Origin of the sequence: Pseudomonas monteilii NBRC 103158 = DSM 14164, assembly GCF_000730605.1 — a bacterium.
In the GTDB taxonomy this organism is placed as follows: Bacteria; Pseudomonadota; Gammaproteobacteria; order Pseudomonadales; family Pseudomonadaceae; genus Aquipseudomonas; species Aquipseudomonas monteilii.
Window position 1 is genome coordinate 14,990 of sequence record NZ_BBIS01000041.1, and the last position, 26,097, is coordinate 41,086.

Below are 26,097 nucleotides of genomic sequence, written 5' to 3' on the forward strand. Positions count from 1 at the left end.
GCTACAGGGGCCTGCGCACGCTGCACGACAGCTGCTCTACCAGAAAATCCACAAACACCCGCACCCGCGCCGGCATCGCAGAGCCGCCTACGAACACCGCATGAATCGGCTCGCGATCGTCAGGGTTGTACGCCTCCAGCAGCGGTACCAGCTGCCCGCTGGCCAGGTCATCGACCACGGTGAAGGTACCGATGCGCGCTATGCCAGCCCCCAACCTGGCCAGTTGCGCCAGGGCTTCACCGCTGCTGCATTCGATATTACCGGTCACCTTCAGTGAAAACACTTCGCCATTGCGGCGAAACGGCCAGTCGGGCGCGGCGCGGCGAAAGTTGAAGCGCAGGCAGTTGTGCCGGGCCAGGTCCTCAGGCACCAATGGGGTACCGCAGCGTTGCAGGTACTCGGGCGAGGCGACCACTACCTGGCCGGTTTCGCCAATGGCACGCGCACTCAACGAGCTGTCTGGCAGGTGACCGAAGCGCAGCGCCACGTCGGTCTGGCCGCCGAGAATGTCGGCAACCTCGTCGCTGAGGGTCAGGTCGACCAGCACTTGAGGATAACGCGCGCTGAACGCTGCCAGCAGCGGCACCACGGTCAGGCGGCCATGGCCAAGCGCCGCGCTGACCCGCAAACGTCCGCGTGGCACGCCTTGGTCGGTGATGGCGTCCTCTAGCTCCAGCATGTCGGCCAGCACCCGCCGCGCACCGCGCAGGTAGGCCTCACCCTCGGGGGTGAGGGTGATCGCCCGGGTGGTGCGCAGCAGCAGGCGCGTGCCCAGGCGCTGTTCGGTGCGGGCGAGGATGCGGCTGACAGCAGAAGGTGTCAGGCCCAGTGCCCGGGCGGCGGCGGACAGGCTGCCTTCTTGCGCCACCCTGGCAAAAATCTCCATCTCTCCGGATCTTCCACTGAAGTCCATTTGTGTCTCGCAGGCAAAGGTGATTCGCAAAAACGCAGTCTAGTGCGGTTTTTAAACACTTTGTAGCATTTGCGGCATAGATAAGGAGCTTGCCATGCGTATCAATCCACCTCTGGTCGCACTCGCCATCGGTGCCTTCGGCATCGGTGTCACCGAGTTCGCCCCCATGGGCATGTTGCCCAGTATCGCCACCGACCTTGGCGTTTCCATTCCTGCTGCAGGGCTGTTGGTCAGTGCCTATGCCATCGGTGTGCTGATTGGCGCGCCGCTGATGACCCTGGCCACGGTGAAGATCCCGCGACGTTACCTGTTGATCGGGCTGATGGCCATTTTCACCTTGGGCAACCTGATGTCCGCGCTGGCCAGTGACTACGCCAGCCTGCTGGTGGCCCGGGTGGTCACTTCGTTGAACCACGGCGCATTTTTCGGCATCGGCTCGATCGTTGCGGCCAGTGTGGTGCCGCCCGAAAAGCGGGCTGGTGCCGTGGCGGCGATGTTCATGGGCTTGACCCTGGCCACCATCGGAGGGGTGCCGCTGGCGACCTGGTTTGGTGAAATGCTGGGCTGGCGCACAGCGTTCTGGGGTATTGCCGGGCTTGGCCTGGTGGCGATGACCACGCTCTGGTATGCGCTGCCCAATGTTGCATTGCCCAAGGGTGATGGGGCCATGGCAGAAATCCGCGTGTTGGGCCGCGGCCCGGTATTGGCGGCCTTGCTGCTGACCGTGGTGGGTTCCAGTGCAATGTTTACTGTGTTCACCTACATCGCGCCAATCCTGCAGAACGAGGCGGCGGCGTCTACCACCTTCGTGACAGTCATGCTGGTGCTGTTCGGGGTGGGCCTGACCTTGGGGAATATGTGGGGTGGCAAGGCGGCGGACCGCTCTATCGATCGCACGCTGATGCTGTCGTTGGCGGTGCTGATTGCGGTGCTGCTGGTGTTTCCGCTGGTTCTGGCCTGGCCACTGCCGACGGCTTTGGCGGTGCTGGTCTGGGGGGGCGCCAGCTTTGCCCTGGTGCCGCCGTTGCAGATGCGGGTGATGGAAGCGGCCAAGGATGCGCCCAACCTGGCGTCGGCGGTGAACATCGGCGCGTTCAACCTGGGCAATGCGATTGGCGCGGCGCTCGGTGGCGCGGTGATCAATGCAGGGTTGGGTTACTCGGCGATTGCCCTGGCAGGGGCGGCGATGGCGGCTTTGGGGCTGGTGATGGTGCTGCTGTTTGCCTGGCGTGGTCGGGGGGTGGCGGCCCAGGTTGCGGTGTAACAAGCGGGTATCGCCGGGGCTGCACGTAGCCCCGGCGTCTTCCTTTTTGCTGTTAGGGCGTGCCGTTGCGACCATGCAGGTGATAGGCCGGGCGCTCGCTCAGGCGCTCGTAGTAATCACGTACGGCCGGCAAGTGCGGGTGCTCGAACGGTGTTTCGAACCAGCGGTTGACCGACAGGCCAACAGGGATGTCGGCCAGGGTGAACTGGCTGCCGGCCACATAGGCACCGGTGCTGGCCAGCTGGCGGTCGAGGATGTGCATGTAACGTGACCACTCGGCGCAGCCGGCGGCAAGCGCCTGTGGGTCCTGGTGGGCGGGCGAATGCCTGACCAGCGACATGAATGCATAGCTCCAGGAGCGGTTCAGGTCCGAGGCCTGCCAGTCGATCCACTGGTCGATCCTGGCCCGTGCCTGCGCCTCGCTCGGGTAGAACGCGGTGGCACCGTAGCGGTTGGCCAGGTAGCGGATGATGCTGTTGGACTCCCACAGCGTAAAGTCGCCATCCTGGATCACCGGGATCATGGCGTTGGGGTTAAGTGCTAGGAACTCGGCATGGTCGGTAGGCTGGAAGCCCGAGCCCCAGTCTTCACGCTCGAACGCGACTTCGAACTCGGCACAGGCCCACAGGACTTTCCGCACGTTGATGGAAGAGGCTCTGCCCAGTATCCGTAGCATGGTGTTCGTCCTTGTAGAGGGGGAGTTGATCGTCCGCCACTGCCCAGGGCTGGTCAAGGGGCAGATCAGCGACTGAGCGCCCCTTTAGCCGAGTTCTTGTAGTCCATTTCCGAAAGTAACCCTTTCCACCCCATTGGCCATTGTGGTCGCGCCGGCAGCCCCCTAGTCTCGGCACGCTCGTAACCCCGAGGAATGGATATGGAAAACGACACGCCCCAAAACAGCAGCAAGCTCAATGTCGTGTGCGCGGCAAGCCGGTTTGGCAATGCCAATGCCGAACTGGTGCAAATGAAACCTCAGCTGCCATTGCGCACCGCACTGATGGAAGCTTCCAGCATCATGGGTTGCATCACCGAAATCACCCGCAAGGCCATCGACAGGCCAGGTGATCGCAAAGCGATGATGCAAGCCACGTTCTATCTGGCAGGCATGGCCAAGGCACTGATCGATGGCCAGTTGCTGCAGATGCGTCAGGCGCGCGAAGGCGAAGGTGACGCCTAGCCAGGCTTGCCTGGGGGCCACGAACTTGGCAACCTTGAGCGGTTTGAAACGCGTATCACCACAGAAGGAAGCATGCATTGAGCTGGGACAAGGTGGGGAAGCTTCTCGTCGCCGTGCTGATTGGCCTGATGGTCCTGTTGGCCGCCTACGCGCTGCTCAGGGGCAACCCGCGCCTGGAGGCGTCACTGACCTATGCTTACCTCACTTACCCCAGCCAGTTCAGCGAGCGTATCAGCAAGGCCAGCGAACAGCTCAAGTACGAGCAGTTGCAGGAGCGTATCAACAGCATCGACCAAGGCGGGCTGAGCCATGATCAGGTCGAGCGGCTGATCGAAATGGCCCAGGCACCTTATGCCCAGCTGTTCGCCAAACCGTTCGAGGCCGGGCTGGTCGATCACCGTACGGGGTTGCTCATCGAGTTGCTCAACAGTGGAGACGCTCAGGTACGTCAGGTGCGCATTCGCTTGCCAGCCAAAGGGCTGGTGCAAGTGCGCGATGCTGCCGGTAACGACACGCTGCTGGAAAACGCCACCGCGCAGGTAGATATCCCGGCCATCGAACCTGGTGGCACCTGCAAGGTATGGGTGTATTTCGACGCCGACTTTTCGCAGATCCGCCAAGGCGGGGTCAGCATCAGCCACGCCGACGGTGTAGCCAATGTACAGGTGTACCACGAGGTCATCGGTTTCCCTGCCACGGTGGCCCGCTACAGCCGTGAGCTGATGGTGTTGCTGGGGGTGTTGGGGCTCAGTGTGTTGGGCCTTGGGTATGCCTGCCTCTCGCGACGTCGCGCGGTTTGACTGCGCCGGTCAACATTCGCCATCGTGCAGCGCCAAGCTCTGGCGCAACTGTTCCAGCATGGCCACGCGCAGCACGTGGGGCGCATGCACCCGGATCGAACCGGCCTGGGACAGCAGCCAGGTCATCAGCGCGCGGTTGTCGTCGACGCTCGCCTGCAGCGTGGCACCGCCATTTTCTTGTGGCGTCAGTTGCATATCCGTAGACAGTGGCTGCGCTTCCAGGCGCCGGGCCAGTACGTCATCGACCCAGGCGTGCAGTTCAATGCGCGGCGGCGGAACAAGTACGTCGGGCTGCAACTGTTGTGCTTCGTTCAGGTCCAGGCCCGGTTGCCAGTACCAGCCGTAAGGTATGCCTTTGCTGTTGCATTGCAGTGGGAACAGCGCAGCGAGCTCGACCAGGTCGCGCTCAACAGTGCGTTTGCTGGTGGTATGCCCCACGGTCTTCAGGGCGGCCTGCAACTGGGTGGAGCTCATTCCCGGGTGGCGGCCGGGCAGTAACTTGAGGAGCTGCCACTGGCGGGCGATGGTATGGCGGGTGGGGTGGCTGGGCAAAGGGCTCGTCCTTGAAGCAGGCGCCAAACCTGTCGAGTGATGGCGTATGGCTATTGCCTCAGCATACCCTTTTGCTGAATGGGATCCAAGTTTTCGGTCGAGGCATTCAGTGTCTCTGGATGACCTATAAGCTAGATTTTCTGCCTTCGGCATTAAAGGAGTGGAGCAAGCTTGGCCACACTGTGCGTGAGCAGATCAAGAAAAAACTCGGCGAGCGTTTACAATCGCCCAAGGTACAGGCCGATGCGCTGCGTGACTTGCCGAACCACTACACAATCAAGCTCAGGGCCTCCGGGTATCGTCTGGTGTATCGGGTTGAGGACGAGCGAATCGTTGTCGTAGTGGTTTCGGTTGGTAAGCGCGAGCGCAGTGGGATCTACCCTGCGGCTCAAAGCGTTAGGTGATGGCACGCTGGTGCATTCACAATATGCTCAGCGCCCGCCATACACACTACACCCCACCCCGTCGCACATGCTTCACCAGCACCTTCTCCAGCAGCTCCCACATCGCAGGCTCCGTGCTGAACGCCACATTGAACCGCATCCACCCGGTCGCCTTGGCATCCACCATGAACAACTGCCCAGGCCCAAGCATGATGCCTTTCTCCAGCGCATCATCCAGCAGCGCCGCGCTGTCCGGAATGGCCGGGTGGCGGGTCCAGATGTACATGCCTTCATCCGATTCAATGAACAGTTCAAAGCCCAATCGATGCAAATGCCGGCCAACTTCCTGATGCGCCTCGGCCAGGCGTTGGCGCAGGCGCTTGAGGTGTTTGCGCCAGCGGCCGTCGATGATCGCGGCGTACACCACGCGCTCCATCACCTGTGAGGTGGTCAGGCCCGAACGCATCTTCAGGTGCAACAGTTTCTGCATCAGCTCGGGGTTGGCCAGCATGTAGCCGACCCGCACGTTGGGCGAAATGCTCTTGGAGTAGCTGCCCACGTACACCACCTGCTGCAGGTGGTCGAGGCTGGCCAGGCAGGGCTGCGGTTCGGCGACCATGTCGGCGTACAGGTTGTTTTCCACCAGGCGGAAGCCGTGCTGGCTGGCCAGTTGCAGCAAACGGTGCAACTGCGGCAGCGGGGTGCGGGAGCAGGTCGGGCTGTGCAGGTGCGGCTGTGTGAAGAACGCGGTCGGGCGGTGGTGGGTGAGCAACTGCTCCAGTTGGTTCAGGTCGTAACCGGCCGGGGTGCGTGGCACGCCGACCAGTGTTGCGCCCTGGGTGCGCAGAATGCTCATCAGGTTGGGGTAGCCAGGGTCGTCCACCAGCACCACATCGCCTGGGCGCACCAGCGTGCGTGCGGCCAGGTCCAGGGCCTGGCTGGCGCCGTGAGTGAGCATCAGTTGCGCAGGGTTGGCGACGATCGACAGCTCTTGCTGCAGGTTTTGCGCGGTCAGTGCACGCAGCTCCATCAGGCCCATGGGGTCGCCGTAGCCTGACAATTCCAGCGGGCTGCCGGCTACCTGGCGCAGGCCGCGACGCAGGCCGTCTTCGTACATCCAGTCGTTGGGCAGCCACCCGCACCCCGGTTTGTACGGCAACTGGCGGATTTCGAAGATCTGCTGCAGGTACCACTCGGAGTTGAACGTTGGTCGACTGGTATCAGCCTCGGCGTTGTGCGTGTCCAGCAGTTCGCCCGCCGCGCGGTTGACGAAGAACCCCGCATTGCCACGGCTTACCAGCAGCCCTTGGGCGACCAGGCGGTCGTAGGCCTCGACCACGGTGAAGGTGCTCACCGAATAGCTCGCGGCAAAGGCGCGGATCGACGGCACCTTGGCGCCTGGCTTTAGGGTCTGGTTATCGATCAGCTCGCGCAGCCCGTCAATGATCTGGTTGACCAGCGGGGTTGAGGAGTCTGGATGTAATTCGAACATTCGGGGCCTTCAGGGTGCGTATCGCCTGGCGTTTGCAGGGTGTACTGCATGGGCGACCTGTACAGTGCAGTGCGAGTTTCATGCCACTGTGCATGGCTCTCTGCGTCGGACATTTTTACATTAGGTGTCGGATATCGCCACATAAAGCATGTTCAGTTCGCCCTAGGCAGCCGCCCTGGGGCGCGTCAGCAGGCCGCCATGGAAGGCCTGCGTGTGTTCGTTCACACCTTCCTGCCCGCATTAGCACTGATGTACAGGTGAAACCGCCAGCCATCGGGGTTTCACGGTTTTCCTTGGATAAAAAGAAGCACGGGGTACACAACTGATGGACGCAACATCCACAACCACCACCGCGAAAAGCGGGCACGAGAGCAAGCTCAGTGCCTCGCTGAAGTCGCGCCACCTGACGATGATGTCCATCGCCGGGGTTATTGGCGGCGCCTTGTTCGTCGGTTCCGGCAGCGTGATCCACAGCGCCGGCCCAGCCGCTGTCCTGGCCTACCTGGCGGGCGGCATCCTGGTGGTACTGATCATGCGCATGCTGGGTGAAATGGCGACTTCCTCGCCAGACACCGGCTCGTTCTCTACCTATGCCGACCGCGCCATCGGCCGCTGGGCCGGCTTCACCATCGGCTGGCTGTACTGGTGGTACTGGGTCATCCTCATGGCCTGGGAAGCCTATGTGGCGGGCAAGATCCTGCATGGCTTCTTCCCCGACGTCAGCGTCAACGTGTTCGTGCTGGCCACGACCCTGCTGCTGATCACCGTCAACTTCTTCAACGTCAAACACTACGGTGAGTTCGAGTTCTGGTTCGCCTTGATCAAGGTGATCGCGATCGTCTGCTTCCTGATCGTGTGTACCGCTGCCGTGCTGAACATCTGGCAGTTCGGTGAAGTGCGTGGCATCAGCCACCTTACCGCCGAAGGCTTCATGCCCAATGGCATCACCACCGTGATCGGTGCCTTGCTCGGGGTGATGTTTGCCTTCCTGGGTGCTGAAATCGTTACCATCGCTGCTTCCGAAGCCAAAGACCCGGCTGCGCAGATCGTCAAGGCCACCAACTCGGTAGTCTGGCGTGTGTGCCTGTTCTACGTGGGCTCGATCTTCCTGATCGTCTGCCTGGTACCGTGGAACGACCCGCACCTGGGCGTTTCCGGCTATGGCGCCTACCGCCGTACCCTGGAGCTGCTGGGCGTGCCGTATGCCGAGCTGCTGATGAACTTCGTGGTGCTGACCTCGGTGAGCAGCTGCTTGATCTCCGGCCACTACACCGCTTCGCGCATGCTGTTCTCCCTGGCCCAGCGTGGCGATGCGCCGTCGTTCTTCAAGATTACCCGCGCCGGCACCGGTGTACCGGTATACGCGATCATGGGTTCGTGCGCCGTGGCCGTGGTGTGTGCGCTGATCAACTTCAGCGAGACCCTGCGCCCGAAAGACGTACTGGAAACCCTGATGAACACCACCGGCATGATCGCCCTGTTGGTGTACCTGGTCATCGCCTTCTCGCAGCTGCGCATGCGCCGCAAGCTGATTGCCGAAGGCAAGGAAGTGCGCCTGAAGATGTGGCTGTTCCCGTGGCTGACCTACCTGGTGATCGCGTTCATCGTGGCAGCCCTGGTGACCATGGCCTTCATGCCTGACTACCAGATCCTGGTGATCTCCACCGGTATCGCTGCGGCGATCGTAGTGGCGATGGGTGTGGTGCACCAGATCCGTTCTGGCAGCAAGCAGCACTAAGCGTCACTCGCTTTTCGAAACGGCCGGCTCCCTTGGGGACCCGGCCGTTTCGCGTTGCTGGGCCTGGGCTTTTTCTGCGGGCATGTGGAAGCGCTGGTTCATCCAGGGCGAGCCGAGCAGGGCGGCGGCGGCGATCAGGGCCAGGATGGCGAGGGCGATGTAGGTTTTCATGGGTGTGCGCATAAATGGACTGACTTCAAGCCTAGGTGGTCAGTTCCGGCCTCATCGCCGGCAATCCAGCTCCCACGGATACTGCACCAACATCAGGCTCTGCGCCGTACCTGGAAGCTGGCTTGCCGGCGATAGGGCTCCTACAGTCGGCAGATGGCATATGCTAGACACATCGCCCGCCCAAGGAGCCCGACATGGCTTGGTCCGCCACCCAGTATTCCCTGTTCGAAGATGAACGTACCCGCGCTGTGCGCGACCTGCTTGCTGCCATCCCGACTCCGCCGCGTCCGGTGCGCCACGCTACCGACCTGGGCTGCGGCCCGGGCAACTCCACCGAAGTGCTGCTGCAACGTTACCCCGATGCCCAGGTAACCGCCCTGGACAGCGACCCGGACATGATCGACAAGGCCCGTGAGCGCAAACGGTTGTGCATCCCCCGGGTACGCACGGCCGTCGCGGACATTGCCGGCTGGTCCGCCCCGGAACCGCAAGACCTGATCCTGGCCAATGCCTCGCTGCAGTGGGTACCCGACCACGCGTCGCTGTACCCGCACCTGGTGCGCCAGCTGAGCGGAGGCGCTAGCCTGGCCGTGCAGACCCCGGACAACCTTGACGAACCGGCCCACCGGCAATTGCGCGAGATTGCCAGCCAAGGCCCCTGGGCGGCGAAGTTCGCCGATTTCCAGCTGCCACCACGGCACAGCGCAGCGTTCTACTACGACCTGCTCAGCCCATTGTGCGCGAGGGTGGATGTGTGGCGCACCACCTATCACCACCCGCTGCCGGGTGGCGCCGAAGCGGTGGTGGAGTGGTTCAAGGGTTCGGCCCTGCGGCCTTATCTGGCCAGGCTTGATGAACAGGAGCAGGCCGACTTCCTGCAGATGTACCTGCAGGCCATGCAGCGAGACTACCCACCGGCCACCGATGGCAAGGTACTGCTGCCGTTCCCGCGGTTGTTCGTGATCGCTACCCGCTAGGGTGGCGCCAGCGCCAGGCCACGTAACTGTAAACGCCGAGGTTGAGCAGCAGCACAACGCAACCCAGCAGCAGCTGGAGGTGCGGCGTCAGCCCGGCGGGGTAGATCAGCGGCCAGATATAGTGCTCGACGAAACCGCCTTGGTAGCCGGCGTCACCGGCCGCGCTACGCATGTGGTTTTCCCAGGTGGTGAGCGGGCAGCCCAGGTGCAGGCATTCCACCGCAAGGCCCCAGGCCAGGGCTGGCAAATGGACGAGCAGGGCGGGGCGCCACGTGAGCACCAGCAGGCCGCCGAACAGCACCAGCAGGATGAAGGCCAGGTGCAGCAGGACCAGGGTGTCGGCGGCAAGGCGGTAAAGCATGGGTGATGAATTCGTGGTAAGAGATTAGAGGTTATCCCAGCATAGTTGGGTTGCCCGTGCTGGCCTCTTCGCGGGCTTACATCCCTTCCTCGACCATCTGCAAAAAGGTCGCCACGACCCGTCGCGTGCGCTGCTCGCTCAGGCAAACCAACGTCTCGGTCAAATGCCGCTGGCAGTCCACAATCGGCAGCGCACACACCCGCGCATCGGCGCCAAACTCCGCCGCCGACACCACCCCCACGCCAATCCCCACCACCACCGCTTCCCGCGCCGCCTCGCGGCCTTCCACCTGGATCGCCGGGCGAATCCGCAGCCCGGCCCGCTGCATTTCTTCTTCCAGGGTCTGGCGCGTCACCGAGCCAGGCTCGCGCAGCACCAGCGGTGTGTCGTCCAGGTCGGCCAGGCTGATCGAACCACGGCTGGCCCACGGGTGGTGGTGGGAAACGAATGCCACCATCGGGTCGCGGCGCAGGGGCAGGCAATGCAGCCGCTCATCGTCCACATCCCGGCCCAGCAGCGCCAGGTCGGCCTGGTAGCTGAACAGCCGGGCCAGTGACTCATCGGTGTTGCCGGTCTCGATCTTCACCTGGATGCCCGGGTAGCGCTGGCAGAAGCGAGCGATCTGCGGCAGCACGTGCACCGGCGCATCCACCGCCAGCACCAGGCTGCCGGTGTGCAGGGCACGCGAATCCTGCAGCAGGTCATGGGCTTGGGCTTCGCAGGCGAACAGGCGCTGGCTGATGCCCAGCAAGCGCTCACCGAGGTCGGTCAACTGCACCGAACGCTTGTTGCGGTGGAACAGCAAAACGCCGAAGCGTTCCTCCAGCTTGCGCACCTGGTCCGACACCGCAGGCTGGGTAAGAAACAGCTTTTCTGCCGCGCGGGTAAAGCTGCCGTGCACGGCCACCGCATGGAAGGCCTTGAGTTGTGCGTGGGAAACCGACATGACCACCTCAGTAACAAGCTGAGCTTATGTGTGAAATACGATAAATCGATTTTATTTATCTTAGCGCAACTGTTTCCATGCTTGTCAGCCCGACGCTGGCACCACGAATGCCGCCAGGGCCATGGTGCCCACACGGTGCCATCTGACCCGATGACAGCCTCGTCATCGCTGTGCGTAACACAAGAACAAGACAGGCGTTTCTTCACATTCTGCCGGCACACTTGAGCAAGAGGTCAGACGTACATGAATCAATCACTAGCCGCGTTCAAACGCTGGCGCATCCAGATTTTCGCCATCACCTGGCTGGCCTACGCCGCCTTCTACTTCACCCGCAAAGCCTTCTCGGTGGCCAAGCTGGGCATCGCCGAAGACCCCAACTTCATGCTCGACAAGGCCGCCATGGCCAATCTCGACGCCATCTACCTCGCCGCTTACGCCGTGGGCCAGTTCACCTGGGGCATGCTCGCCGACCGCTTTGGCCCGCGTGTGGTGGTGCTGGGCGGGTTGCTGATTTCCGCCGTGGCGGCGGTGGTGATGGGCAGCTACGCCACCTTCCCGATCTTTGCCACCTGCATGCTGGTGCAAGGCCTGGCGCAATCCACCGGTTGGGCCGGGTTGTGCAAGAACATCGGCAGCTTCTTCCCGGCTTCGCAGCGCGGGCGAGTACTGGGTTTGTGGAGTTCCTGCTATGCCTTCGGCGGCCTGGTGGCTTCGCCGTTCGCGGGTTGGTGGGCCTACACACTGGTCGGCACCTGGCACGCGGCGTTCTTCTCCAGTGCCGCCGTGGTGGCGCTGGTGGCCGTGCTGTTCTTCATCCTGCAGCGCAACAAACCTGAAGATGTCGGCCTGCCGGCGGTAGAGCCCGAGCCGCAGAGCATGGCCCTGGCCGGCAACCTGTGCAGCGTGTGGGCGCCGCTGAAAGAGATCCTGCGCAACCGTACCGTGCTGACGCTAGGCCTGGCGTACTTCCTGCTCAAACCCGCGCGCTACGCCATCCTGCTGTGGGGGCCGGTGATCGTCTTCGAGCAGATGCCTTCGGTGGGCAAGGTGGGTGCGGCAATCATCCCGACCGCCTTTGAACTGGCCGGGCTGCTGGGCCCGATCATCATTGGCCTGGCCTCCGACAAACTGTTCGGCGCCCGCCGCATGCCGGCTTGCGTGATCAGCCTGGTGTTGCTGACGGTGACCCTGGCGGCCTTCATGGCGGCCATGCACACCGGCAGCGTGATGCTGGTGGTGGCGTTGCTTTTCGTCATGGGCCTGACCCTGTACGGGCCAGATTCGATGATCAGCGGCGCGGCGGCCATCGACTTCGGTACTGCCAAGGCCGGTGCGACTGCCGCGGGCTTCGTCAACGGCTGTGGCTCGGTGGGGGCGGTGCTGGGTGGGCTCCTGCCGGGGTACTTCGATGGTGTCACGGTGTTCATCGTGTTCGCCGGCTGCGCGCTGTTCTCGGCGTTGGTGCTGCTGCCGCACTGGAACAGCCGCCCGGCCAGCACCCCGCAAAGCGCTGACGTGGCACCGAATACCAGCATGGCAATCAAGCCACTGCGTACCTAAAGGAAAGCAAGCGAATGAGACCCTTCTGGCTGCAACAGGCCCTGGATTCGGCGCAGGAGGCGGTGTGCCCACCGCTGCAAGGCGATACCCGTTGCGATGTGTGCATCGTCGGCGGCGGCTACACCGGCCTGTGGACAGCACTGATGCTCAAGGAGGCGGTGCCGGCGCTGGATATCGTGCTGATCGAAGCCGATATCTGCGGCGCCGGCGCCAGTGGCCGCAACGGCGGTTGCGCATTGTCCTGGTCGGCCAAGTACTTCACCCTCGAACGCCTGTTCGGGGTGGCCGAGGCGGTACGCCTGGTGCGCGAGTCGGAGCGCAGCATCGGTGATATCGGTACGTTCTGCGCGGCCAATGGCATCGACTGCGACTACCGCCTGGATGGCACGTTGTACACCGCCACCAACGCCGCTCAGGTCGGCGCCACCGATGCAGTGATCGCGGCGCTGGAGCAGAAGGGCATCAACTCGTTTCGCCGCCTGCCGCTGGACCTAGTCCAGCGTCTGGCGGGTTCGGCAAGGCACTTGGAGGGCTGGTTCTCGCCAGCTGCCGCCACGGTGCAGCCGGGCAGGCTGGTGCGTGGCCTGCGCCGGGTGGCGTTACAGCGCGGCGTGCGCATTCATGAAGGCACGGCCATGAGTGGCCTGGAGCACGGCGCCCCGGTGCAGGTGCGCACGGCCCATGGCACGGTGCGCGCCGACCGCGTGGTGTTGGGCCTCAACGCCTGGATGGCGCGGGCTTTCCCGCAGTTCGAGCGCAGCGTGGCGATCGTATCCAGTGACATGGTAATCACCGAGCCGTGCCCCGAGCTGCTGCGCGAGATCGGCCTGGACAGCGGCATCAGCGTGCTCGACTCGCGCATTTTCGTGCACTACTACCACAACACCTCCGATGGCCGGCTGATGCTTGGCAAAGGCGGCAATACCTTTGCCTATGGCGGGCGCATGCTGCCGGTGTTCGACCAGCCGTCGCCATACCGGCCGCTGCTGCGCGAAAGCCTGGGCGGGTTTTTCCCGGCCTTGGCCGAAGTGCCGCTGGCGGCCAGCTGGAACGGGCCGTCGGATCGCTCGGTGACCGGCTTGCCGTTTTTTGGCCGGCTGGACGGGCAGGGCAACGTATTCTATGGCTTTGGCTATTCGGGCAGTGGTGTGGGGCCTTGCCATATGGGCGGGCAGATTCTGTCGTCGCTGGCGCTGGGGCTCGACAACCCATGGACCCGTTCGCCGCTGGTCAAGGGGCCGCTGGGGCTGTTCCCGCCCGAGCCTGTGCGCTACCTGGGTTCGCTGATGGTGCGCAATGCCATCCGCCGCAAGGAGCGCGCCGAAGACCTCGGCATGCGGCCGCGACGGCTGGATGTGTGTCTGGCACGGTTTGCCGCGGCAGCGGGCAAGGCCGATAAAAGCTGATGAGATTTCTTGTCGATCCCATGCATGAGGGCGTATAAAATGCACCCACTTTTGGCCGGTCGCTTCCTGAACCGGCCGCTGAAACAAGAGAGTCGACATGGGCGCACAGTGGAAAGCCAAACATAGAGAAACAGCGGCCAATGCCAAAGGCAAGGTCATGGGCAAGCTGTCCAAGGAAATCCAGATCGCGGCCAAGTCGGGCGCCGATCCTGATATGAACCCGCGCCTGCGCCTGGCCATCGTGCAAGCCAAAAAGGCCTCGATGACCCGCGAGACGCTGGAGCGTGCGATTCGCAAGGGCGCGGGCCTGGACGGTGATGCCGTGCAGTACCACGCCGTCAGCTACGAAGGCTTTGCACCGCACCAGGTGCCACTGATCGTCGAGTGCCTGACCGACAACGTCAACCGTACCGTCGCGCAAATCCGCGTACTGTTCCGCAAAGGCCAGCTGGGTGCCAGCGGTTCGGTGGCCTGGGACTTCAACCACGTCGGCCTGATCGAAGCTACTCCGGAAGGCGATGCCGACCCGGAAATGGCAGCCATCGAAGCCGGCGCCCAGGATTTCGAGGAAGGTGAAGAAGAGGGTTCGACCCTGTTCATTACCGACACCACCGACCTGGACGCGGTACAGAAGGCCCTGCCGGAGCATGGCTTTACCGTGACCTCGGCGAAGATTGGCTACACCCCGAAAAACCCGGTGAGTGCGGCCAGCCTGAGCGCTGAAGCATTGGCTGAGGTGGAAGCGTTCCTCGAGGCGATCGACGAGAATGATGATGTGCAGAACGTGTACGTCGGTTTGACTGACTAATTTGTGTATCCGGGGCCGCTTTGCGGCCCTTCGCGGCGGTTCGGCGCACCGACTTGCCCGCGAATAGGCCCTTGAATGCCACCGCAGGCAGCCTGCATGAACCCCACCTTCGCCTCCCTCAGCCTCGCCCACCTGCGCACCCTCGACCACCTGCTACAGCTGAAAAACCTCAGCCACGCCGCCGAGCGCCTGGGCGTCAGCCAGTCGGCCCTGAGCCGCCAGCTGGCCCTCCTGCGCGAAGCCTTCGACGATCCGCTGCTGGTACGCCAAGGCCGCGGCTACGTATTGAGCGAACACGCCGAAGCCCTTGTCGAACCCCTTCGCCAGGTGCTCGAAGAACTACAGGCTCTGCGTCAGCCCGCGGTGTTCGACCCGGTACGCTGCGAGCGGCGTTTCTGCCTGGCTGCTTCGGACTACGTGGCCGAGCACATGTTGCCGCTACTGGTGGCCGCGCTGGAGCGCGAAGCACCGGGCGTATCGCTGGAGTACCGTACCTGGCAGGCCGGCCAGTACGCCTTGCTGGCCAGCGGCGAGATTGACCTGGCCACCACCCTGTTCGACGAGTCGCCGCCCAATCTGCACGGGCGTCTGCTGGGCGAGGACCGCGCCGTGTGCCTGATGCGTCACGACCACCCGCTAGCTGCCCATGCCGCACTCAGCCAGGCCGATTACCTGGCGCACAAGCATGTGCGTATTTCCGGCGGCGGCGACAAGGACAGCTTCATCGACCGCCACCTGCGCGCCCAAGGCTTGCAGCGGCGGGTCAGCCTGGAAGTGCCGTTTTTCTCCGCCACCGTGCAGGTGATCGCCAACAGCCAGGCCGTGGCAACCGTGCCCGAGCACATTGCCCGGCAACTGTGCCGCTTGCATGATCTGGCCTGGCGGCCGCTGGGTTTTATCGACCACAGCCAGCGCTACTGGGTGGTGTGGCACCAGCGCCTGCAGGCCTCGGCCGAGCACCGCTGGTTGCGCAACCGGGTGTTCGAGCTGTGGCGACAGTCGCAGTTTGGCGTGCAGGGTGGGCATGCGGGTTTGCCATAGCTGGTATGCGCAAGGCGGGGTTATTCGCTTCGGCACAGGTGCCTAGACTGGGGGCAGTGGAAAAACCACAGGAGCCCCCACGTGACCCCCGAACAATTTCGTCAGTACGGCCATCAATTGATCGACCTGATCGCCGACTACCGCCAAACCGTCGGCGAGCGCCCGGTCATGGCCCAGGTTGAACCCGGCTACCTCAAGGCTGCCTTACCCGCAACTGCGCCTCGGCAAGGCGAACCCTTCGAGGCCATCCTCGATGACGTCAACCAGCTGGTCATGCCCGGCCTGTCCCATTGGCAGCACCCGGACTTCTACGGCTACTTCCCCTCCAATGGCACCCTGTCTTCCGTATTGGGCGATTTCCTCAGCACCGGTCTGGGCGTGCTGGGCCTGTCTTGGCAATCCAGCCCGGCACTGAGCGAGCTGGAAGAAACCACCCTCGACTGGCTGCGTCAGCTGCTGGGCCTGTCTGGCCAGTGGAGCGGGGTGATCCAGGACACCGCGTCGACCAGCACCCTGGTGGCGCTGATCAGTGCCCGTGAACGCGCGACCGACTACGCCTTGGTACGCGGCGGCCTGCAGGCCGAAGCCAGGCCTTTGATCGTGTATGTCAGTGCCCATGCCCACAGCTCGGTAGACAAGGCCGCGCTGCTGGCAGGTTTTGGCCGCGACAATATCCGCCTCATCCCCACAGACGAACATTACGCCTTGCGCCCAGAGGCCTTGCGGGCGGCGATCGAGCAGGACCTGGCTGCAGGCAACCAACCTTGCGCGGTCGTGGCCACCACTGGCACCACGGCCACCACCGCCCTTGACCCGCTGCGCCCGATCGGTGAAGTCGCCCAGGCCCATGGTTTGTGGCTGCATGTGGACTCGGCCATGGCCGGTTCCGCGATGATCCTGCCTGAGTGCCGCTGGATGTGGGATGGCATCGAGCTGGCCGATTCGGTGGTGGTCAATGCGCACAAGTGGCTGGGTGTGGCCTTCGATTGCTCGATCTATTACGTGCGCGATCCGCAGCACCTGATTCGGGTGATGAGCACCAACCCCAGCTATCTGCAATCGGCGGTGGATGGCGAGGTGAAGAACCTGCGTGACTGGGGCATCCCGCTGGGCCGACGGTTCCGCGCGTTGAAGCTGTGGTTCATGCTGCGCAGCGAGGGCGTTGACGCATTGCAGGCGCGGTTGCGGCGCGATCTGGACAATGCCCGATGGTTGGCGGGGCAGGTTGGGGAGGCGGCTGAGTGGGAGGTGTTGGCGCCGGTGCAGTTGCAGACCCTGTGCATTCGCCATCGGCCGGCAGGGCTGGAAGGGGAGGCGCTGGATGCGCATACCAAGGGGTGGGCCGACCGACTGAATGCTTCTGGCGATGCCTATGTGACGCCAGCGACACTGGATGGGCGGTGGATGGTGCGGGTTTCGATTGGTGCGCTGCCGACTGAGCGAGGGGATGTCGAGCGACTGTGGGCGCGCTTGCAGGAAGTGGTTGAAGGTTGAAACTGCCGGGGCCGCAACGCGGCCCCGACAATCTGTCAGTGGCTCACTGCCTGAAAGCTACCTTTACGGCTAGCCTCGTAAGCATCCTTTTCCATCGGCTTGGCGTCCGGGTTACCCAGGTCTTCCATCGCCAGGCGATGGGTTTCCGGGGCAATGTAGGCCGCCAGGGCGCACACGCAGGTAATGAAGAACGCCAGGCTACCCACCACCAGCGGGATGTTGTCCGAGCCAGGCGGTGCGACCAGGGCGAACAGCGCTGGCAGCATGGCGGTCAGCATGGTGCCGATGTTCTGTGCGATGGCCATGGCCGATACGCGGTAGCGGGTGTGGAACAGCTCTGGGTAGAAGCTTGGGAACACCGCGTTGTAACCCTGGTAGACCATGCCCCACATGATGATCGATGCGGCAAACGCCATGGGCACGTTCTGGATGCTGATTGCATACAGGTAGACGAACGCCAGCAGGCCAGAGCCCAGGCAACCGGCGATCATGGTCGGGCGACGGCCGATCTTGTCCGACAGGTTACCCACGAACGGAATCACCAGCACCGCGACGATGTTGCCGACCACCGGGATCCACAGGTACACGCTCTTGTCGAAGCCGATGCCATAGGCTGGCTGCACCGCGTAGGCCGCACCGAAGATGGTGGCCACCACCGGGATCACGTTCATCAGGGCCATGAACATCACCAGCACCATGTGCTTCCAGCTGTGGCGGAAGGCCTCGCTGATGGGCGACTTGGCAACCTTGTCCTGCTTCTCTTCCTTCACGAACGCCGGGGTTTCGTGCACTTCCTTACGGATGATGAAACCGGCAATCAGCACGATGGCGCTCATCAGGAACGGAATGCGCCAGCCCCATTCGGTGAAGGCTTCGCTAGGCATGAAGTAGGCCAGTGGCAGGAACACCGCCGCGGCCAGCACCTGGCCAGCCTGCACGCCTTGCAGGGTAAAGCTGGCGTAATAGCCTCTTCGGCCGAATGGCGCGTGCTCCATGATCATGGAACTGGCACCGGAAATTTCCCCGGCCACGGCAAAGCCCTGGATCAGGCGCAGCACCACCAGCAAGGCCGGGGCGAGGTAACCGATGTCGTGGTAGGTGGGCAGCAGGCCGACGGCCATGGTCGACAAGCCCATCAGGAACATGCACAGCAGCAGGACGTTCTTGCGCCCGCGAGTGTCACCCCAGTGGCCCAGTACGAAGGCACCGACCGGGCGCGCCAGGTAGCCCACGCCGTACGTGGCCAACGAGGCAATGATGGCCATTTTTGGGTCGGTATTGGGGAAGAAGATCTGCGGGAAAATCAGCGCAGCGGCCTGGGCGTAGATGAAGAAGTCGTAGTACTCGAGTGCCGAGCCTATCCATCCACTGGCGGTCGCTTTTTTGGCTTGCGAGCTGGAGTGAGCCATCGTTGTCTCCGTTGTTATTGTTGTTTGCGCAGGTTCCGCCATCGGTTCACCAAGGCAGGAGGCAGTGGTCGGTGTGCCTGCGTCTGGGTCTCATGTTGACCGCAGGGCCAGCGGTCTAGCAATTCGCTAAATTGGGTTTTGTGCGATAATCGAACGCAAAACTAACCGTTCCGTACAAAGAGATTGAAGCGGCGGCTTTACCTGCGAATAATCGATCGTGCCATAAACTGTGACAGTGGTTTTTACCTGACTGGCACCGTCATTTTCTAACAACAAGGAACTCCCGCCATGCAGCGTTCGATCGCTACCGTGTCCTTGAGCGGCACCCTGCCGGAAAAGCTCGAAGCCATCGCCGCCGCCGGTTTTGACGGCGTCGAGATCTTCGAAAACGACCTGCTCTATTACGCCGGCAGCCCTCGCCAGGTGCGCCAGATGTGCGCTGATCTTGGCATTGCCATTACCCTGTTCCAGCCGTTTCGCGACTTTGAAGGCTGCCGCCGCGACCGGCTGCAGAAAAACCTCGACCGCGCCGAACGCAAGTTCGACCTGATGCAGGAGCTGGGCACCGACCTGGTGCTGGTGTGCAGTAACGTCCAGGCCGATGCTCTGGGCGAAGAACAGTTGCTGGTCGATGACCTGCGCCTGCTGGCCGAGCACGCCGGCAAGCGCGGCCTGCGCATTGGTTACGAAGCGCTGGCCTGGGGCCGCCACGTCAACACCTACCAGCAAGTGTGGAACCTGGTGCGCCAGGCCGACCACCCGGCCCTCGGGGTGATCCTCGACAGTTTCCATACCTTGTCCCTGAAGGGTGACCCCAGCGCGATCCGCGACATCCCCGGTGACAAGATTTTCTTCGTGCAGATGGCCGACGCGCCGATTCTGGCCATGGATGTGCTGGAGTGGAGCCGCCACTTCCGGTGCTTCCCGGGGCAGGGTGAAATGGACATGGCCGGCTTTCTGGCGCCGATCCTCGCCACCGGTTACCGTGGCCCGCTATCGCTGGAAATCTTCAATGACGGGTTCCGCGCTGCGCCGCCACGGCAAAATGCCGCTGATGGCCTGCGCTCGCTGTTGTACCTCGAAGAGCAGACCCGCCTGCGCCTGGAACAGGAAAACACGCCGATCGAACCTGGCGTGCTGTTCACCCCGCCAGCGGCGAGCACCTATGACGGTGTGGAGTTCCTCGAATTCGCGGTTGACGAAGCTGTTGGCGCGCGTCTGGCCAGCTGGCTGAAGCGCCTGGGTTTTGCCGAAGCTGGCAAACACCGCAGCAAAGAAGTGCAGTTGCTGCGCCAGGGCGATATCAACATTGTGTTGAACGCCGAACCGTATTCCTTCGGCCACAACTTCTTCGAGGTCCACGGCCCGTCGCTGTGCGCCACCGCGCTGCGGGTCAAGGACCAGCAAGCAGCCCTGAAGCGCGCGACTGCCTACCGTGGCCAGCCGTTCCGGGGCTTGGTCGGCCCTAACGAATGTGAAGTACCGGCGGTGCGTGCCCCGGATGGTAGCTTGCTGTACCTAGTGGAGCAGGGCACCGCTGGGCAGACGCTGTACGATACCGATTTCAGCCTGGACAAGAGCGCCACCGCCACCGGTGGCCTGCGCCGCATCGATCACATGGCCCTGGCCTTGCCGGCCGAGTCGCTGGACAGCTGGGTGCTGTTCTACAAGACCCTGTTCGATTTCGCCGCGGATGACGAAGTGGTGCTGCCAGACCCGTACGGCCTGGTCAAGAGCCGCGCGCTGCGTAGCCAGTGTGGCACCTTGCGCCTGCCGCTGAACATTTCGGAAAACCGCAACACCGCCATCGCTCATGCGCTGTCCAGCTACCGCGGTTCGGGCGTGCATCACATCGCCTTCGATTGCGACGATATCTTCCGCGAAGTGGCGCGCGCCAAGCTGGCTGGTGTGCCGTTGCTGGAAATCCCGCTGAACTACTACGACGACCTGGCAGCCCGCTTCGATTTCGACGACGAGTTCCTCAGCGAGTTGGCGTATTACAACGTGCTGTACGACCGCGATGCCCAGGGCGGCGAGCTGTTCCACGTGTACACCGAACCGTTCGAGGAGCGATTCTTCTTCGAGATCATCCAGCGCAAGGGTGGCTATGCCGGTTACGGCGCGGCCAACGTCGCGGTGCGTCTGGCCGCCATGGCCAAAGCCCGCAGCGGGGCGGCGCGCAAGCCTGTGCTCTGAAGCTTGAGCTGTGTGGGGGCTTGAGCGCCTCAAGGGCGCTCAGCCACCATCAACAACGACTGCGGCATCGCACTCTGCGGGTGCTGCGGCTCCTGCAGGCTGACCAGCCGCAACCCCGCCATGTCCAGTGCATTCAGCCAGCTGGCCAGGGTACGAAAATACCAGGGCATTGGCTGCCAGTCCCCGGTGAACCCGGCAAATGACTCCTCCCGCCAGCCATCCTGATAATCCCCACCCGCCATGCTCCAAGGGTGCAGCGTCTGGATCACCAGCGCACCGCCAGGCACCAGTAGGTCGTGCATCGCCGCCAGTAGCGGAATGATGTCCTGGTGCAACAACGCAAAATTGGCACAGATCAGGTCATAACCTTTGCCTACGTAAACGTGGCCCTCGGCCAACTGCGCATAGCTGGCCAGGTGCACCTCGGCCGAGCCCGCAGCCTGCGCGGCATCCACCAATGTCCTGTCACCGTCGACGCCTACGGCTTCGATCCCGCGATCACCCAGGGCGCGCAGCAGCCAGCCCTCACCGCAGCCCAGGTCCAGCACCCGTTCGGGCTGGCGGCCAAGAATGGCCAGCAGGATCGCCTGGTCGGTGACCTGGCGGCGGCTTTCGATGGCGCCGCTGCGCACGGCGCCGATCCAGGCTTGCGCGTTGTGCTGCCAACTGTCGAGCAACGCGTTTTCAGGGTTGAGCATGATGATGGTCCTTTCTTGATCAGCCGGCTGCGGTCCTCTGTCGCTTGACCTGGTACCTGTTTCCATCCGCGTGCCTCAGCAACAGGCATGGCGGTTGCGGGAGTCGTAATGTGGCTGCCCGTTCATCACCCTTGCAAGCGACGAGCGGGTGATGGCCAGGTCGTCCGGGTGCATGCAGTCGGTGAATAGCCTGACGTCAATAAACCGGCCACCGCTACCGTGTGTGCTCCGATCAATTGCTTACCATCAGTTCCGGCCCCAGGTAATTGTTGATCTGTTCGATGTCGTCATCACCCAGGCTACCCACCGACGAGGCCAGCCGCAGCCGCGACATCAGGTAGTTCAGCTTCGCCTCGAACAGGTCGTGACGGGCGTCGTACAGCAACTCTTCGGCATTGAGTACATCCGAGTTGGTGCTGGTACCGCCTTCCTTGAAGCCCTTGCGTGTGGAGGACAGCGAGCGCTCGTTGGAAGCCACGGCCTTTTCCAGCGCCTGAATGCGCAAGGCTCCACTCTGCACACCGCGGTACTCGCGGGTGGTGTCGGAAATCACCTCCTGGCGCGTGGCGTCCAGCTCGTCCAGGGCCTTCGAGCTGTTGGCGCTGGCCTGGCGAGTAAGGGCGCTGGTGCTGCCACCGCTGTACAGCGGAATGTTCAGCTCCAGCCCGATCGAGCTGTAGTGGTTACGCTGGTTGATCTCGGAAATCGACTGGCTGCTGCCGGCGGTGTAGCCGGCCACGAAATCCAGTGTTGGCCAGTGCCCGGCGCGGGCACGTTTCACTTCTTCTTCGGCCAGCTCGTAGCTGTGCCGGCGTGCATGAATCAACGGGCTGTCTGCCTGGGCCTTGACCAGCCAGTCCTGCAGGTTGCCTGGCATCAGCGGCGGTGTACTGAAGCCTGGCTGCAAGGTGGTCAGCGACTGTGGGGTTTCACCAATGTACTCCTCCAGCTTGCGCCGGGTATTGACTAGGTTGTCCTGGGCGTCGATCAGGTCGGCCTCGGCCAGGTCGCGGCGAGCGACCGACTCGTCGACATCGGTGATGGTGCCAGCGCCCAGTTCCTTGCGGCGCTTCGCCGAAGCCAGTTGCTCTTCGAAAGCGTTCAGCTTGGCTTTGGCCAGGGTGATGGTTTCGCTGGCCAGCAGCACGTCGAAGTAGGCGTCGGCCAGACGTACCGCGGCGTCCTGGCTCTTGGCATCGAACACCGCCACGCTGTAGTCGGCCCGTTGCTGGCCCTGGCGGTACTCGGCCATCTTCTGTTTGTTGAACAGCGGTTGGCGCAGGCGCACGTTGGCACCTTTGGAGTCATAGTCCAGGTCGTTGTCCTGGCCATTCTGGCGCTGGCTGCCATTGACCCTGTTGAAATAGGCTGAAGCGTTGATCTGGGGCAGCAAGCCAGCTTCGCCGATAGCGCGGTTTTCGCTGCCGGCCTGTTTCTCATGCACGGCGGCCTGGTAGATCGGGCCCTGGTACTGCAACAGGTCCCAGGCTTGCTTCAGGTCCATGGCACTGGCCTGTTCGGCAACCCCCAGCAGGCACAACATCAGGCACGGGTGTTTCATGTCATTGCTCCTTGAACGCGGCGTCGACGCGTTCGAGCATGGGTTTGAGCAGGTAGCTGAGCAGGTTGCGCTCGCCGGTCTTGATGGTGACGGTGGCGGGCATGCCGGGGCGGATGTGGTTGCTGCCCAGCAGGCCCATGCCGGCGGGCGTCACTTCCACCTGGGCCAGGTAGAACGGCTGCTTGCTTTCTTCGTCGAGCAGGCGGTCGGCGGAAATGGTCTTCACCCGCCCCGGAATGTTCGGCGTCTGTGCGTGGTTGAAGGCCGGGAAGGCGATGTCCACGTCCAGGCCCGGCACCATCTTGTCGATAGCCTGCACCGGGATCATTGCGTCTACCTGCAGGGGCTGGTCGAGTGGCACCACCTCCATGATCTTGGCACCGGGCTGGATGATGCCGCCGACCGTGGCAATGCTCAGGCCCTGGACCATGCCATCGATCGGCGAGCGGATCACCGTGTGGGTCACTTCGTAGTCCAGTGCGCGCAAGCGGTCGGCCAGGGTGGTGTTTTCCTTGGCGGTGTCGGTCAGTTGCGATTCCACTTCTTTCAGGTAGTCGTGCTGGCGCTGCAGGATGCGCAGCTTGATCTCGGTGGCCTGGCTGCGTGCCCGGGCTATGTTGTTGAGGTTTTCTGCCTGGCCGGCGGACAGGTCGGCATTGCTGCGCTCCAGCTCCAGCAGGCGATTGCGCGGTACGTAACCTTCGGCGGCCAGCACCCGGGTGCCTTGCAGTTCCTGGTTGAGGAAGCCGATCTGTGAGGCGCGGGCACCGTACACCTGCTGCAGGCCCTTGAGCTGCACCGCCGAAGCGGTGAGGTTTTCCTCAAGGATGCTCAGTTCCCCCGCCAGGCCGGCGCGGCGGGTGTCGAGCAGGCGCTGTTGCAAGTCCATGGCGGCCAGCAAGCGAGGGTCATTGGCGTAGTGCTGGAGCAGGGCAGGGTCGAAGGTGACCGTGTCGCGGCCGTCGCGTTCGGCTTCCAGGCGGTTTTCCACGGTTTTGCTGACGATGTACTGGGCGCTGAGCGCGCCTTGCTCAGCGACTGCGCGCAGGGCGTCGAGCCGCACCACTTCCTGGCCTTTTTTTACCAGATCGCCTTCGCGCACCAGGATCGCCTCGACCGTGCCGCCGGTCAGGTGCTGTACCGCCTTGCGGTTGCTGGTGATCTTGACCGTGCCGGTGGCTACCACGCCTGCGTCCAGTGGCGCCAGGCAAGACCACAGCAAGAAACCGCCAAAACCGGCAATCACCATCCATACGCCCCAGCGTACTGGCCGGGCCGCATCCAGGTCGATCAGGTTCTTGGCTTCGGCGGGGATCAACTCAGCGTGTTGAGTCATCTGCATGATCGGCTACTCCCTTACTTTGACCGAAGCCAGCGGTGCCGCACCGGCCGCTGGAATCACGGCAGCCTTGCGCAGCGCCGCGAATACTTCGTCGCGGCTGCCGAGCATGTGCACAGCGCCGTCGCGCAACATGAGTATCTTGTCGACTGCACACAGCACATTGGGCCGATGGGAAATCAGGATCACCGTGGCGCCGCGCGCCTTCAACTCGGCCAGCGCATCCACCAGGGCCTTCTCGCCGACGTCATCGAGGTTGGCGTTGGGTTCGTCCAGCACGACCAGGTTGGGCTCGCCATACAGGGCGCGGGCCAGGGCGATACGCTGCTTCTGGCCGCCGGACAGTGGGGTGCCGTCGGCGGCCAGGCGCGTGTCGTAGCCCTGCGGGAAGTGCAGGATCATGTCGTGTACGCCGCTGCTGCGGGCAGCACGGATCACGGCATCGCTGTCCACCTCGGCAAAGCGCGCGATGTTTTCGGCGATGGTGCCCTCGAACAGCTCCACGTCTTGCGGCAGGTAGCCCAGCCAAGGGCCGAGTTCGGCCTTGTTCCAGGTGAAGATGTCGGCACCATCCAGGCGCACCTTGCCGGCCTGTGCCGGCCACACACCCACCAGCAGGCGGGCGAGGGTAGACTTGCCCGAAGCCGAAGGGCCGATGATGCCTAAGCTTTCACCCGGCACCAGGCTGAAGCTGACCCCGCGCACGATGCTGGTGGTGGTGCCGGGGGCACCGGCGATCACGTTTTCCACGGCCAGCATGCCCATCGGCCGCTGCAGCGACATGCTCGGTGGCCGCTGCGGATAGTCTTGCAGCAGGTCGTTGAGCCGGCCCCAGGCCAAGCGGCAACCGAGCAACTGCTTCCAGGAGGCAATCACCTGTTCCACCGGGCCGAGGGCGCGGCCGGTCAGGATCGAACACGCGATCATCATGCCGGGGGTGATCTTGCCCTCTATTGCCAGCAACGCACCGGTACCGAGGATCAACGACTGCAAGGTGATGCGCACGAAACGCCCGGTGCTGCTGATCAGGGCCGCGCGGTCGGAGGCCAGGGTCTGCATCTGCAGGATGCGCAAGTGCCCTTGGTACCAGCGCTTGCCGATTGACGGCAGCATGCCCATGGCCTCGATCACTTCGGCGTTGCGCAGGTTGTTGTTGGCGTAGCTGGCCGACGTCATGGCGGCCTGATTGGCTTCGGCCAGTGGCTTTTGCGTAGCCTTCTCGGTGAGGTAGGCCAGGCCCACCAGGATCAGCGAGCCAATCATCGTGACCAGCCCGAGCCAAGGGTGGATCAGGTAGCAGACCACCAGGTAGATCGGCGTCCATGGTGCATCGAAAAAGGCGAACAAACCGTTGCCGGTCAGAAACTGCCGCACTTGCGCCAGGTCCTGCAGGGCCTGGGCCGGGTTGCCGCCGGCGCGGCTCAGGTTGCGCTCGAACGCGGCGCTGAAGATGCGCCGGTTGAGGTCCATGTCCAGGCAGTTGCCCACCCGGATCAGCACGCGGGTACGGGTCATCTCCAAGGCCGACATCAACAGGAACAACCCGACCACCAGCAGCGTGAGCATGCCCAGCGTGGTGACGTTGCGGCTGACCAGCGCGCGGTCGTACACCTGCAGCATATAAATAGCTGGCGTCAACATCATGACGTTTATCACGCCGCTGAAGGCGGCCAGGGCATAGAAGCTGCGGCGCAAGCGAAAGAGCACGTCGGCCAGCTCGGAGCGGGTGCGTGGTGGCTTAGGCATCGGGGGCCTCCCTTCGTTACAAGTCGGGAAGCCCTTGCGGCGCCCCGTACAACGGTAGTTGTGGC

24 protein-coding genes and 1 pseudogene are annotated in these 26,097 nt (G+C 63.3%); 12 read left to right on the plus strand and 13 right to left on the minus strand.

Annotation, left to right across the window (positions count from 1 at the left end):
* Nucleotide 1 precedes the first annotated feature (1 nt).
* The gene (locus tag PM2_RS20820; RefSeq protein ID WP_016711216.1) at nt 2–913 is read right to left on the minus strand and encodes a LysR family transcriptional regulator; all 912 of its coding nucleotides are present in this window, start codon (nt 911–913) and stop codon (nt 2–4) included.
* 94 nt (nt 914–1,007) lie between these two features.
* On the opposite strand from PM2_RS20820, the gene PM2_RS20825 reads away from it, so the two are divergent.
* Nucleotides 1,008–2,177, plus strand: coding sequence for an MFS transporter (locus tag PM2_RS20825; protein WP_016711215.1), 1,170 nt, complete (start codon nt 1,008–1,010; stop codon nt 2,175–2,177).
* Between the two features lie 52 nt (nt 2,178–2,229).
* On the opposite strand, the gene PM2_RS20830 is transcribed toward PM2_RS20825, so the two are convergent.
* The gene (locus tag PM2_RS20830) at nt 2,230–2,853 is read right to left on the minus strand and encodes a glutathione S-transferase family protein (RefSeq protein WP_028699891.1); all 624 of its coding nucleotides are present in this window, start codon (nt 2,851–2,853) and stop codon (nt 2,230–2,232) included.
* Between the two features lie 198 nt (nt 2,854–3,051).
* Between PM2_RS20830 and PM2_RS20835 the strand changes: the two genes are divergently transcribed.
* Nucleotides 3,052–3,354 (plus strand): DUF3077 domain-containing protein, encoded by a 303-nt coding sequence (locus PM2_RS20835; RefSeq protein ID WP_016711213.1) that lies wholly within the window; start codon nt 3,052–3,054, stop codon nt 3,352–3,354.
* Between the two features lie 77 nt (nt 3,355–3,431).
* Nucleotides 3,432–4,154: a hypothetical protein gene (locus PM2_RS20840; RefSeq protein WP_028699890.1), complete on the plus strand. Its 723-nt coding sequence runs from the start codon at nt 3,432–3,434 to the stop codon at nt 4,152–4,154.
* Nucleotides 4,155–4,163: 9 nt separating this feature from the next.
* Here PM2_RS20840 and PM2_RS20845 read toward each other — a convergent pair whose 3' ends face one another.
* Nucleotides 4,164–4,706 carry a WYL domain-containing transcriptional regulator gene (locus PM2_RS20845; protein WP_016711211.1) on the minus strand — a complete coding sequence of 181 codons (543 nt, stop codon included), beginning with the start codon at nt 4,704–4,706 and terminating at the stop codon, nt 4,164–4,166.
* 119 nt (nt 4,707–4,825) lie between these two features.
* Here PM2_RS20845 and PM2_RS20850 point away from each other — a divergent pair, with 119 nt between their 5' ends.
* Complete coding sequence (locus PM2_RS20850; RefSeq protein WP_028699889.1) at nt 4,826–5,110, plus strand: type II toxin-antitoxin system RelE family toxin; 285 nt, start codon at nt 4,826–4,828, stop codon at nt 5,108–5,110.
* Nucleotides 5,111–5,156: 46 nt separating this feature from the next.
* Here PM2_RS20850 and PM2_RS20855 read toward each other — a convergent pair whose 3' ends face one another.
* Nucleotides 5,157–6,581, minus strand: coding sequence for an aminotransferase-like domain-containing protein (locus PM2_RS20855; RefSeq protein ID WP_028699888.1), 1,425 nt, complete (start codon nt 6,579–6,581; stop codon nt 5,157–5,159).
* Between the two features lie 325 nt (nt 6,582–6,906).
* Here PM2_RS20855 and PM2_RS20860 point away from each other — a divergent pair, with 325 nt between their 5' ends.
* Nucleotides 6,907–8,319: an amino acid permease gene (locus tag PM2_RS20860; RefSeq protein WP_016711208.1), complete on the plus strand. Its 1,413-nt coding sequence runs from the start codon at nt 6,907–6,909 to the stop codon at nt 8,317–8,319.
* Between the two features lie 3 nt (nt 8,320–8,322).
* Here the strand turns inward: PM2_RS20860 and PM2_RS20865 are convergent, their stop codons facing one another.
* On the minus strand, nt 8,323–8,502 hold the full coding sequence (locus PM2_RS20865; protein ID WP_028699887.1) for a hypothetical protein: 180 nt from the start codon (nt 8,500–8,502) through the stop codon (nt 8,323–8,325).
* Between the two features lie 182 nt (nt 8,503–8,684).
* On the opposite strand from PM2_RS20865, the gene tam reads away from it, so the two are divergent.
* Entirely contained in the window at nt 8,685–9,467 is a 783-nt protein-coding gene (tam, locus tag PM2_RS20870; protein ID WP_028699886.1) for a trans-aconitate 2-methyltransferase, read from the plus strand.
* Here tam and PM2_RS20875 read toward each other — a convergent pair.
* Complete coding sequence (locus PM2_RS20875) at nt 9,457–9,828, minus strand: DUF2784 domain-containing protein (RefSeq protein WP_016711205.1); 372 nt, start codon at nt 9,826–9,828, stop codon at nt 9,457–9,459. The genes tam and PM2_RS20875 overlap by 11 nt on opposite strands.
* 76 nt (nt 9,829–9,904) lie before the next feature.
* The gene (locus PM2_RS20880) at nt 9,905–10,774 is read right to left on the minus strand and encodes a LysR substrate-binding domain-containing protein (RefSeq protein ID WP_028699885.1); all 870 of its coding nucleotides are present in this window, start codon (nt 10,772–10,774) and stop codon (nt 9,905–9,907) included.
* A 243-nt stretch (nt 10,775–11,017) separates the two neighbouring features.
* On the opposite strand from PM2_RS20880, the gene PM2_RS20885 reads away from it, so the two are divergent.
* From PM2_RS20885 to PM2_RS20905, 5 genes are all read left to right on the plus strand, one after another.
* Nucleotides 11,018–12,334, plus strand: a complete 1,317-nt coding sequence (locus PM2_RS20885; protein ID WP_016711204.1) for an MFS transporter — start codon at nt 11,018–11,020, stop codon at nt 12,332–12,334.
* Between the two features lie 14 nt (nt 12,335–12,348).
* On the plus strand, nt 12,349–13,740 hold the full coding sequence (locus PM2_RS20890; protein WP_028699884.1) for an FAD-dependent oxidoreductase: 1,392 nt from the start codon (nt 12,349–12,351) through the stop codon (nt 13,738–13,740).
* Between the two features lie 97 nt (nt 13,741–13,837).
* Nucleotides 13,838–14,548 carry a YebC/PmpR family DNA-binding transcriptional regulator gene (locus tag PM2_RS20895; protein WP_016711202.1) on the plus strand — a complete coding sequence of 237 codons (711 nt, stop codon included), beginning with the start codon at nt 13,838–13,840 and terminating at the stop codon, nt 14,546–14,548.
* A 96-nt stretch (nt 14,549–14,644) separates the two neighbouring features.
* Nucleotides 14,645–15,589, plus strand: coding sequence for a LysR family transcriptional regulator (locus PM2_RS20900; protein WP_016711201.1), 945 nt, complete (start codon nt 14,645–14,647; stop codon nt 15,587–15,589).
* Between the two features lie 81 nt (nt 15,590–15,670).
* A complete protein-coding gene (locus PM2_RS20905) occupies nt 15,671–17,083 on the plus strand; it encodes a DOPA decarboxylase (RefSeq protein ID WP_028699883.1) in 1,413 nt (470 codons plus the stop codon).
* Between the two features lie 35 nt (nt 17,084–17,118).
* On the opposite strand, the gene PM2_RS20910 is transcribed toward PM2_RS20905, so the two are convergent.
* Entirely contained in the window at nt 17,119–18,492 is a 1,374-nt protein-coding gene (locus PM2_RS20910) for an MFS transporter (protein ID WP_016711199.1), read from the minus strand.
* A 288-nt stretch (nt 18,493–18,780) separates the two neighbouring features.
* Here PM2_RS20910 and quiC point away from each other — a divergent pair, with 288 nt between their 5' ends.
* Nucleotides 18,781–20,688: a 3-dehydroshikimate dehydratase QuiC gene (gene quiC, locus PM2_RS20915; protein WP_028699882.1), complete on the plus strand. Its 1,908-nt coding sequence runs from the start codon at nt 18,781–18,783 to the stop codon at nt 20,686–20,688.
* Nucleotides 20,689–20,717: 29 nt separating this feature from the next.
* Here quiC and PM2_RS20920 read toward each other — a convergent pair whose 3' ends face one another.
* The 5 genes and pseudogenes from PM2_RS20920 to PM2_RS20935 all read right to left on the minus strand — a co-directional run bounded on the left by PM2_RS20920 (nt 20,718) and on the right by PM2_RS20935 (nt 26,032).
* The gene (locus tag PM2_RS20920) at nt 20,718–21,386 is read right to left on the minus strand and encodes a class I SAM-dependent methyltransferase (RefSeq protein WP_028699881.1); all 669 of its coding nucleotides are present in this window, start codon (nt 21,384–21,386) and stop codon (nt 20,718–20,720) included.
* A gap of 87 nt (nt 21,387–21,473) precedes the next feature.
* Nucleotides 21,474–21,569, minus strand: a pseudogene (locus PM2_RS31620) (diguanylate cyclase); the annotation flags it as partial.
* A 49-nt stretch (nt 21,570–21,618) separates the two neighbouring features.
* Nucleotides 21,619–22,947, minus strand: coding sequence for a TolC family outer membrane protein (locus tag PM2_RS20925; protein ID WP_016711196.1), 1,329 nt, complete (start codon nt 22,945–22,947; stop codon nt 21,619–21,621).
* Nucleotide 22,948: 1 nt separating this feature from the next.
* Nucleotides 22,949–24,289, minus strand: a complete 1,341-nt coding sequence (locus tag PM2_RS20930) for an HlyD family type I secretion periplasmic adaptor subunit (RefSeq protein WP_028699880.1) — start codon at nt 24,287–24,289, stop codon at nt 22,949–22,951.
* Nucleotides 24,290–24,295: 6 nt separating this feature from the next.
* Nucleotides 24,296–26,032: a type I secretion system permease/ATPase gene (locus tag PM2_RS20935; RefSeq protein ID WP_019097807.1), complete on the minus strand. Its 1,737-nt coding sequence runs from the start codon at nt 26,030–26,032 to the stop codon at nt 24,296–24,298.
* Nucleotides 26,033–26,097: the final 65 nt, after the last annotated feature.

Excerpts from the sequence above, each read along its gene's own strand:
- PM2_RS20910 (WP_016711199.1), bottom strand. The coding sequence starts at position 18,492 with ATGGCTCACTCCAGCTCGCAAGCCAAAAAAGCGACCGCCAGTGGATGG.
- PM2_RS20875 (WP_016711205.1), bottom strand. The coding sequence starts at position 9,828 with ATGCTTTACCGCCTTGCCGCCGACACCCTGGTCCTGCTGCACCTGGCC.
- PM2_RS20895 (WP_016711202.1), top strand. The coding sequence starts at position 13,838 with ATGGGCGCACAGTGGAAAGCCAAACATAGAGAAACAGCGGCCAATGCC.
- PM2_RS20855 (WP_028699888.1), bottom strand. The coding sequence starts at position 6,581 with ATGTTCGAATTACATCCAGACTCCTCAACCCCGCTGGTCAACCAGATC.
- PM2_RS20935 (WP_019097807.1), bottom strand. The coding sequence starts at position 26,032 with ATGCCTAAGCCACCACGCACCCGCTCCGAGCTGGCCGACGTGCTCTTT.
- PM2_RS20830 (WP_028699891.1), bottom strand. The coding sequence starts at position 2,853 with ATGCTACGGATACTGGGCAGAGCCTCTTCCATCAACGTGCGGAAAGTC.
- PM2_RS20900 (WP_016711201.1), top strand. The coding sequence starts at position 14,645 with ATGAACCCCACCTTCGCCTCCCTCAGCCTCGCCCACCTGCGCACCCTC.
- PM2_RS20930 (WP_028699880.1), bottom strand. The coding sequence starts at position 24,289 with ATGCAGATGACTCAACACGCTGAGTTGATCCCCGCCGAAGCCAAGAAC.
- PM2_RS20820 (WP_016711216.1), bottom strand. The coding sequence starts at position 913 with ATGGACTTCAGTGGAAGATCCGGAGAGATGGAGATTTTTGCCAGGGTG.
- PM2_RS20925 (WP_016711196.1), bottom strand. The coding sequence starts at position 22,947 with ATGAAACACCCGTGCCTGATGTTGTGCCTGCTGGGGGTTGCCGAACAG.
- PM2_RS20860 (WP_016711208.1), top strand. The coding sequence starts at position 6,907 with ATGGACGCAACATCCACAACCACCACCGCGAAAAGCGGGCACGAGAGC.
- PM2_RS20890 (WP_028699884.1), top strand. The coding sequence starts at position 12,349 with ATGAGACCCTTCTGGCTGCAACAGGCCCTGGATTCGGCGCAGGAGGCG.
- PM2_RS20850 (WP_028699889.1), top strand. The coding sequence starts at position 4,826 with ATGACCTATAAGCTAGATTTTCTGCCTTCGGCATTAAAGGAGTGGAGC.
- PM2_RS20885 (WP_016711204.1), top strand. The coding sequence starts at position 11,018 with ATGAATCAATCACTAGCCGCGTTCAAACGCTGGCGCATCCAGATTTTC.
- quiC (WP_028699882.1), top strand. The coding sequence starts at position 18,781 with ATGCAGCGTTCGATCGCTACCGTGTCCTTGAGCGGCACCCTGCCGGAA.
- tam (WP_028699886.1), top strand. The coding sequence starts at position 8,685 with ATGGCTTGGTCCGCCACCCAGTATTCCCTGTTCGAAGATGAACGTACC.
- PM2_RS20920 (WP_028699881.1), bottom strand. The coding sequence starts at position 21,386 with ATGCTCAACCCTGAAAACGCGTTGCTCGACAGTTGGCAGCACAACGCG.
- PM2_RS20835 (WP_016711213.1), top strand. The coding sequence starts at position 3,052 with ATGGAAAACGACACGCCCCAAAACAGCAGCAAGCTCAATGTCGTGTGC.
- PM2_RS20825 (WP_016711215.1), top strand. The coding sequence starts at position 1,008 with ATGCGTATCAATCCACCTCTGGTCGCACTCGCCATCGGTGCCTTCGGC.
- PM2_RS20865 (WP_028699887.1), bottom strand. The coding sequence starts at position 8,502 with ATGCGCACACCCATGAAAACCTACATCGCCCTCGCCATCCTGGCCCTG.
- PM2_RS20880 (WP_028699885.1), bottom strand. The coding sequence starts at position 10,774 with ATGTCGGTTTCCCACGCACAACTCAAGGCCTTCCATGCGGTGGCCGTG.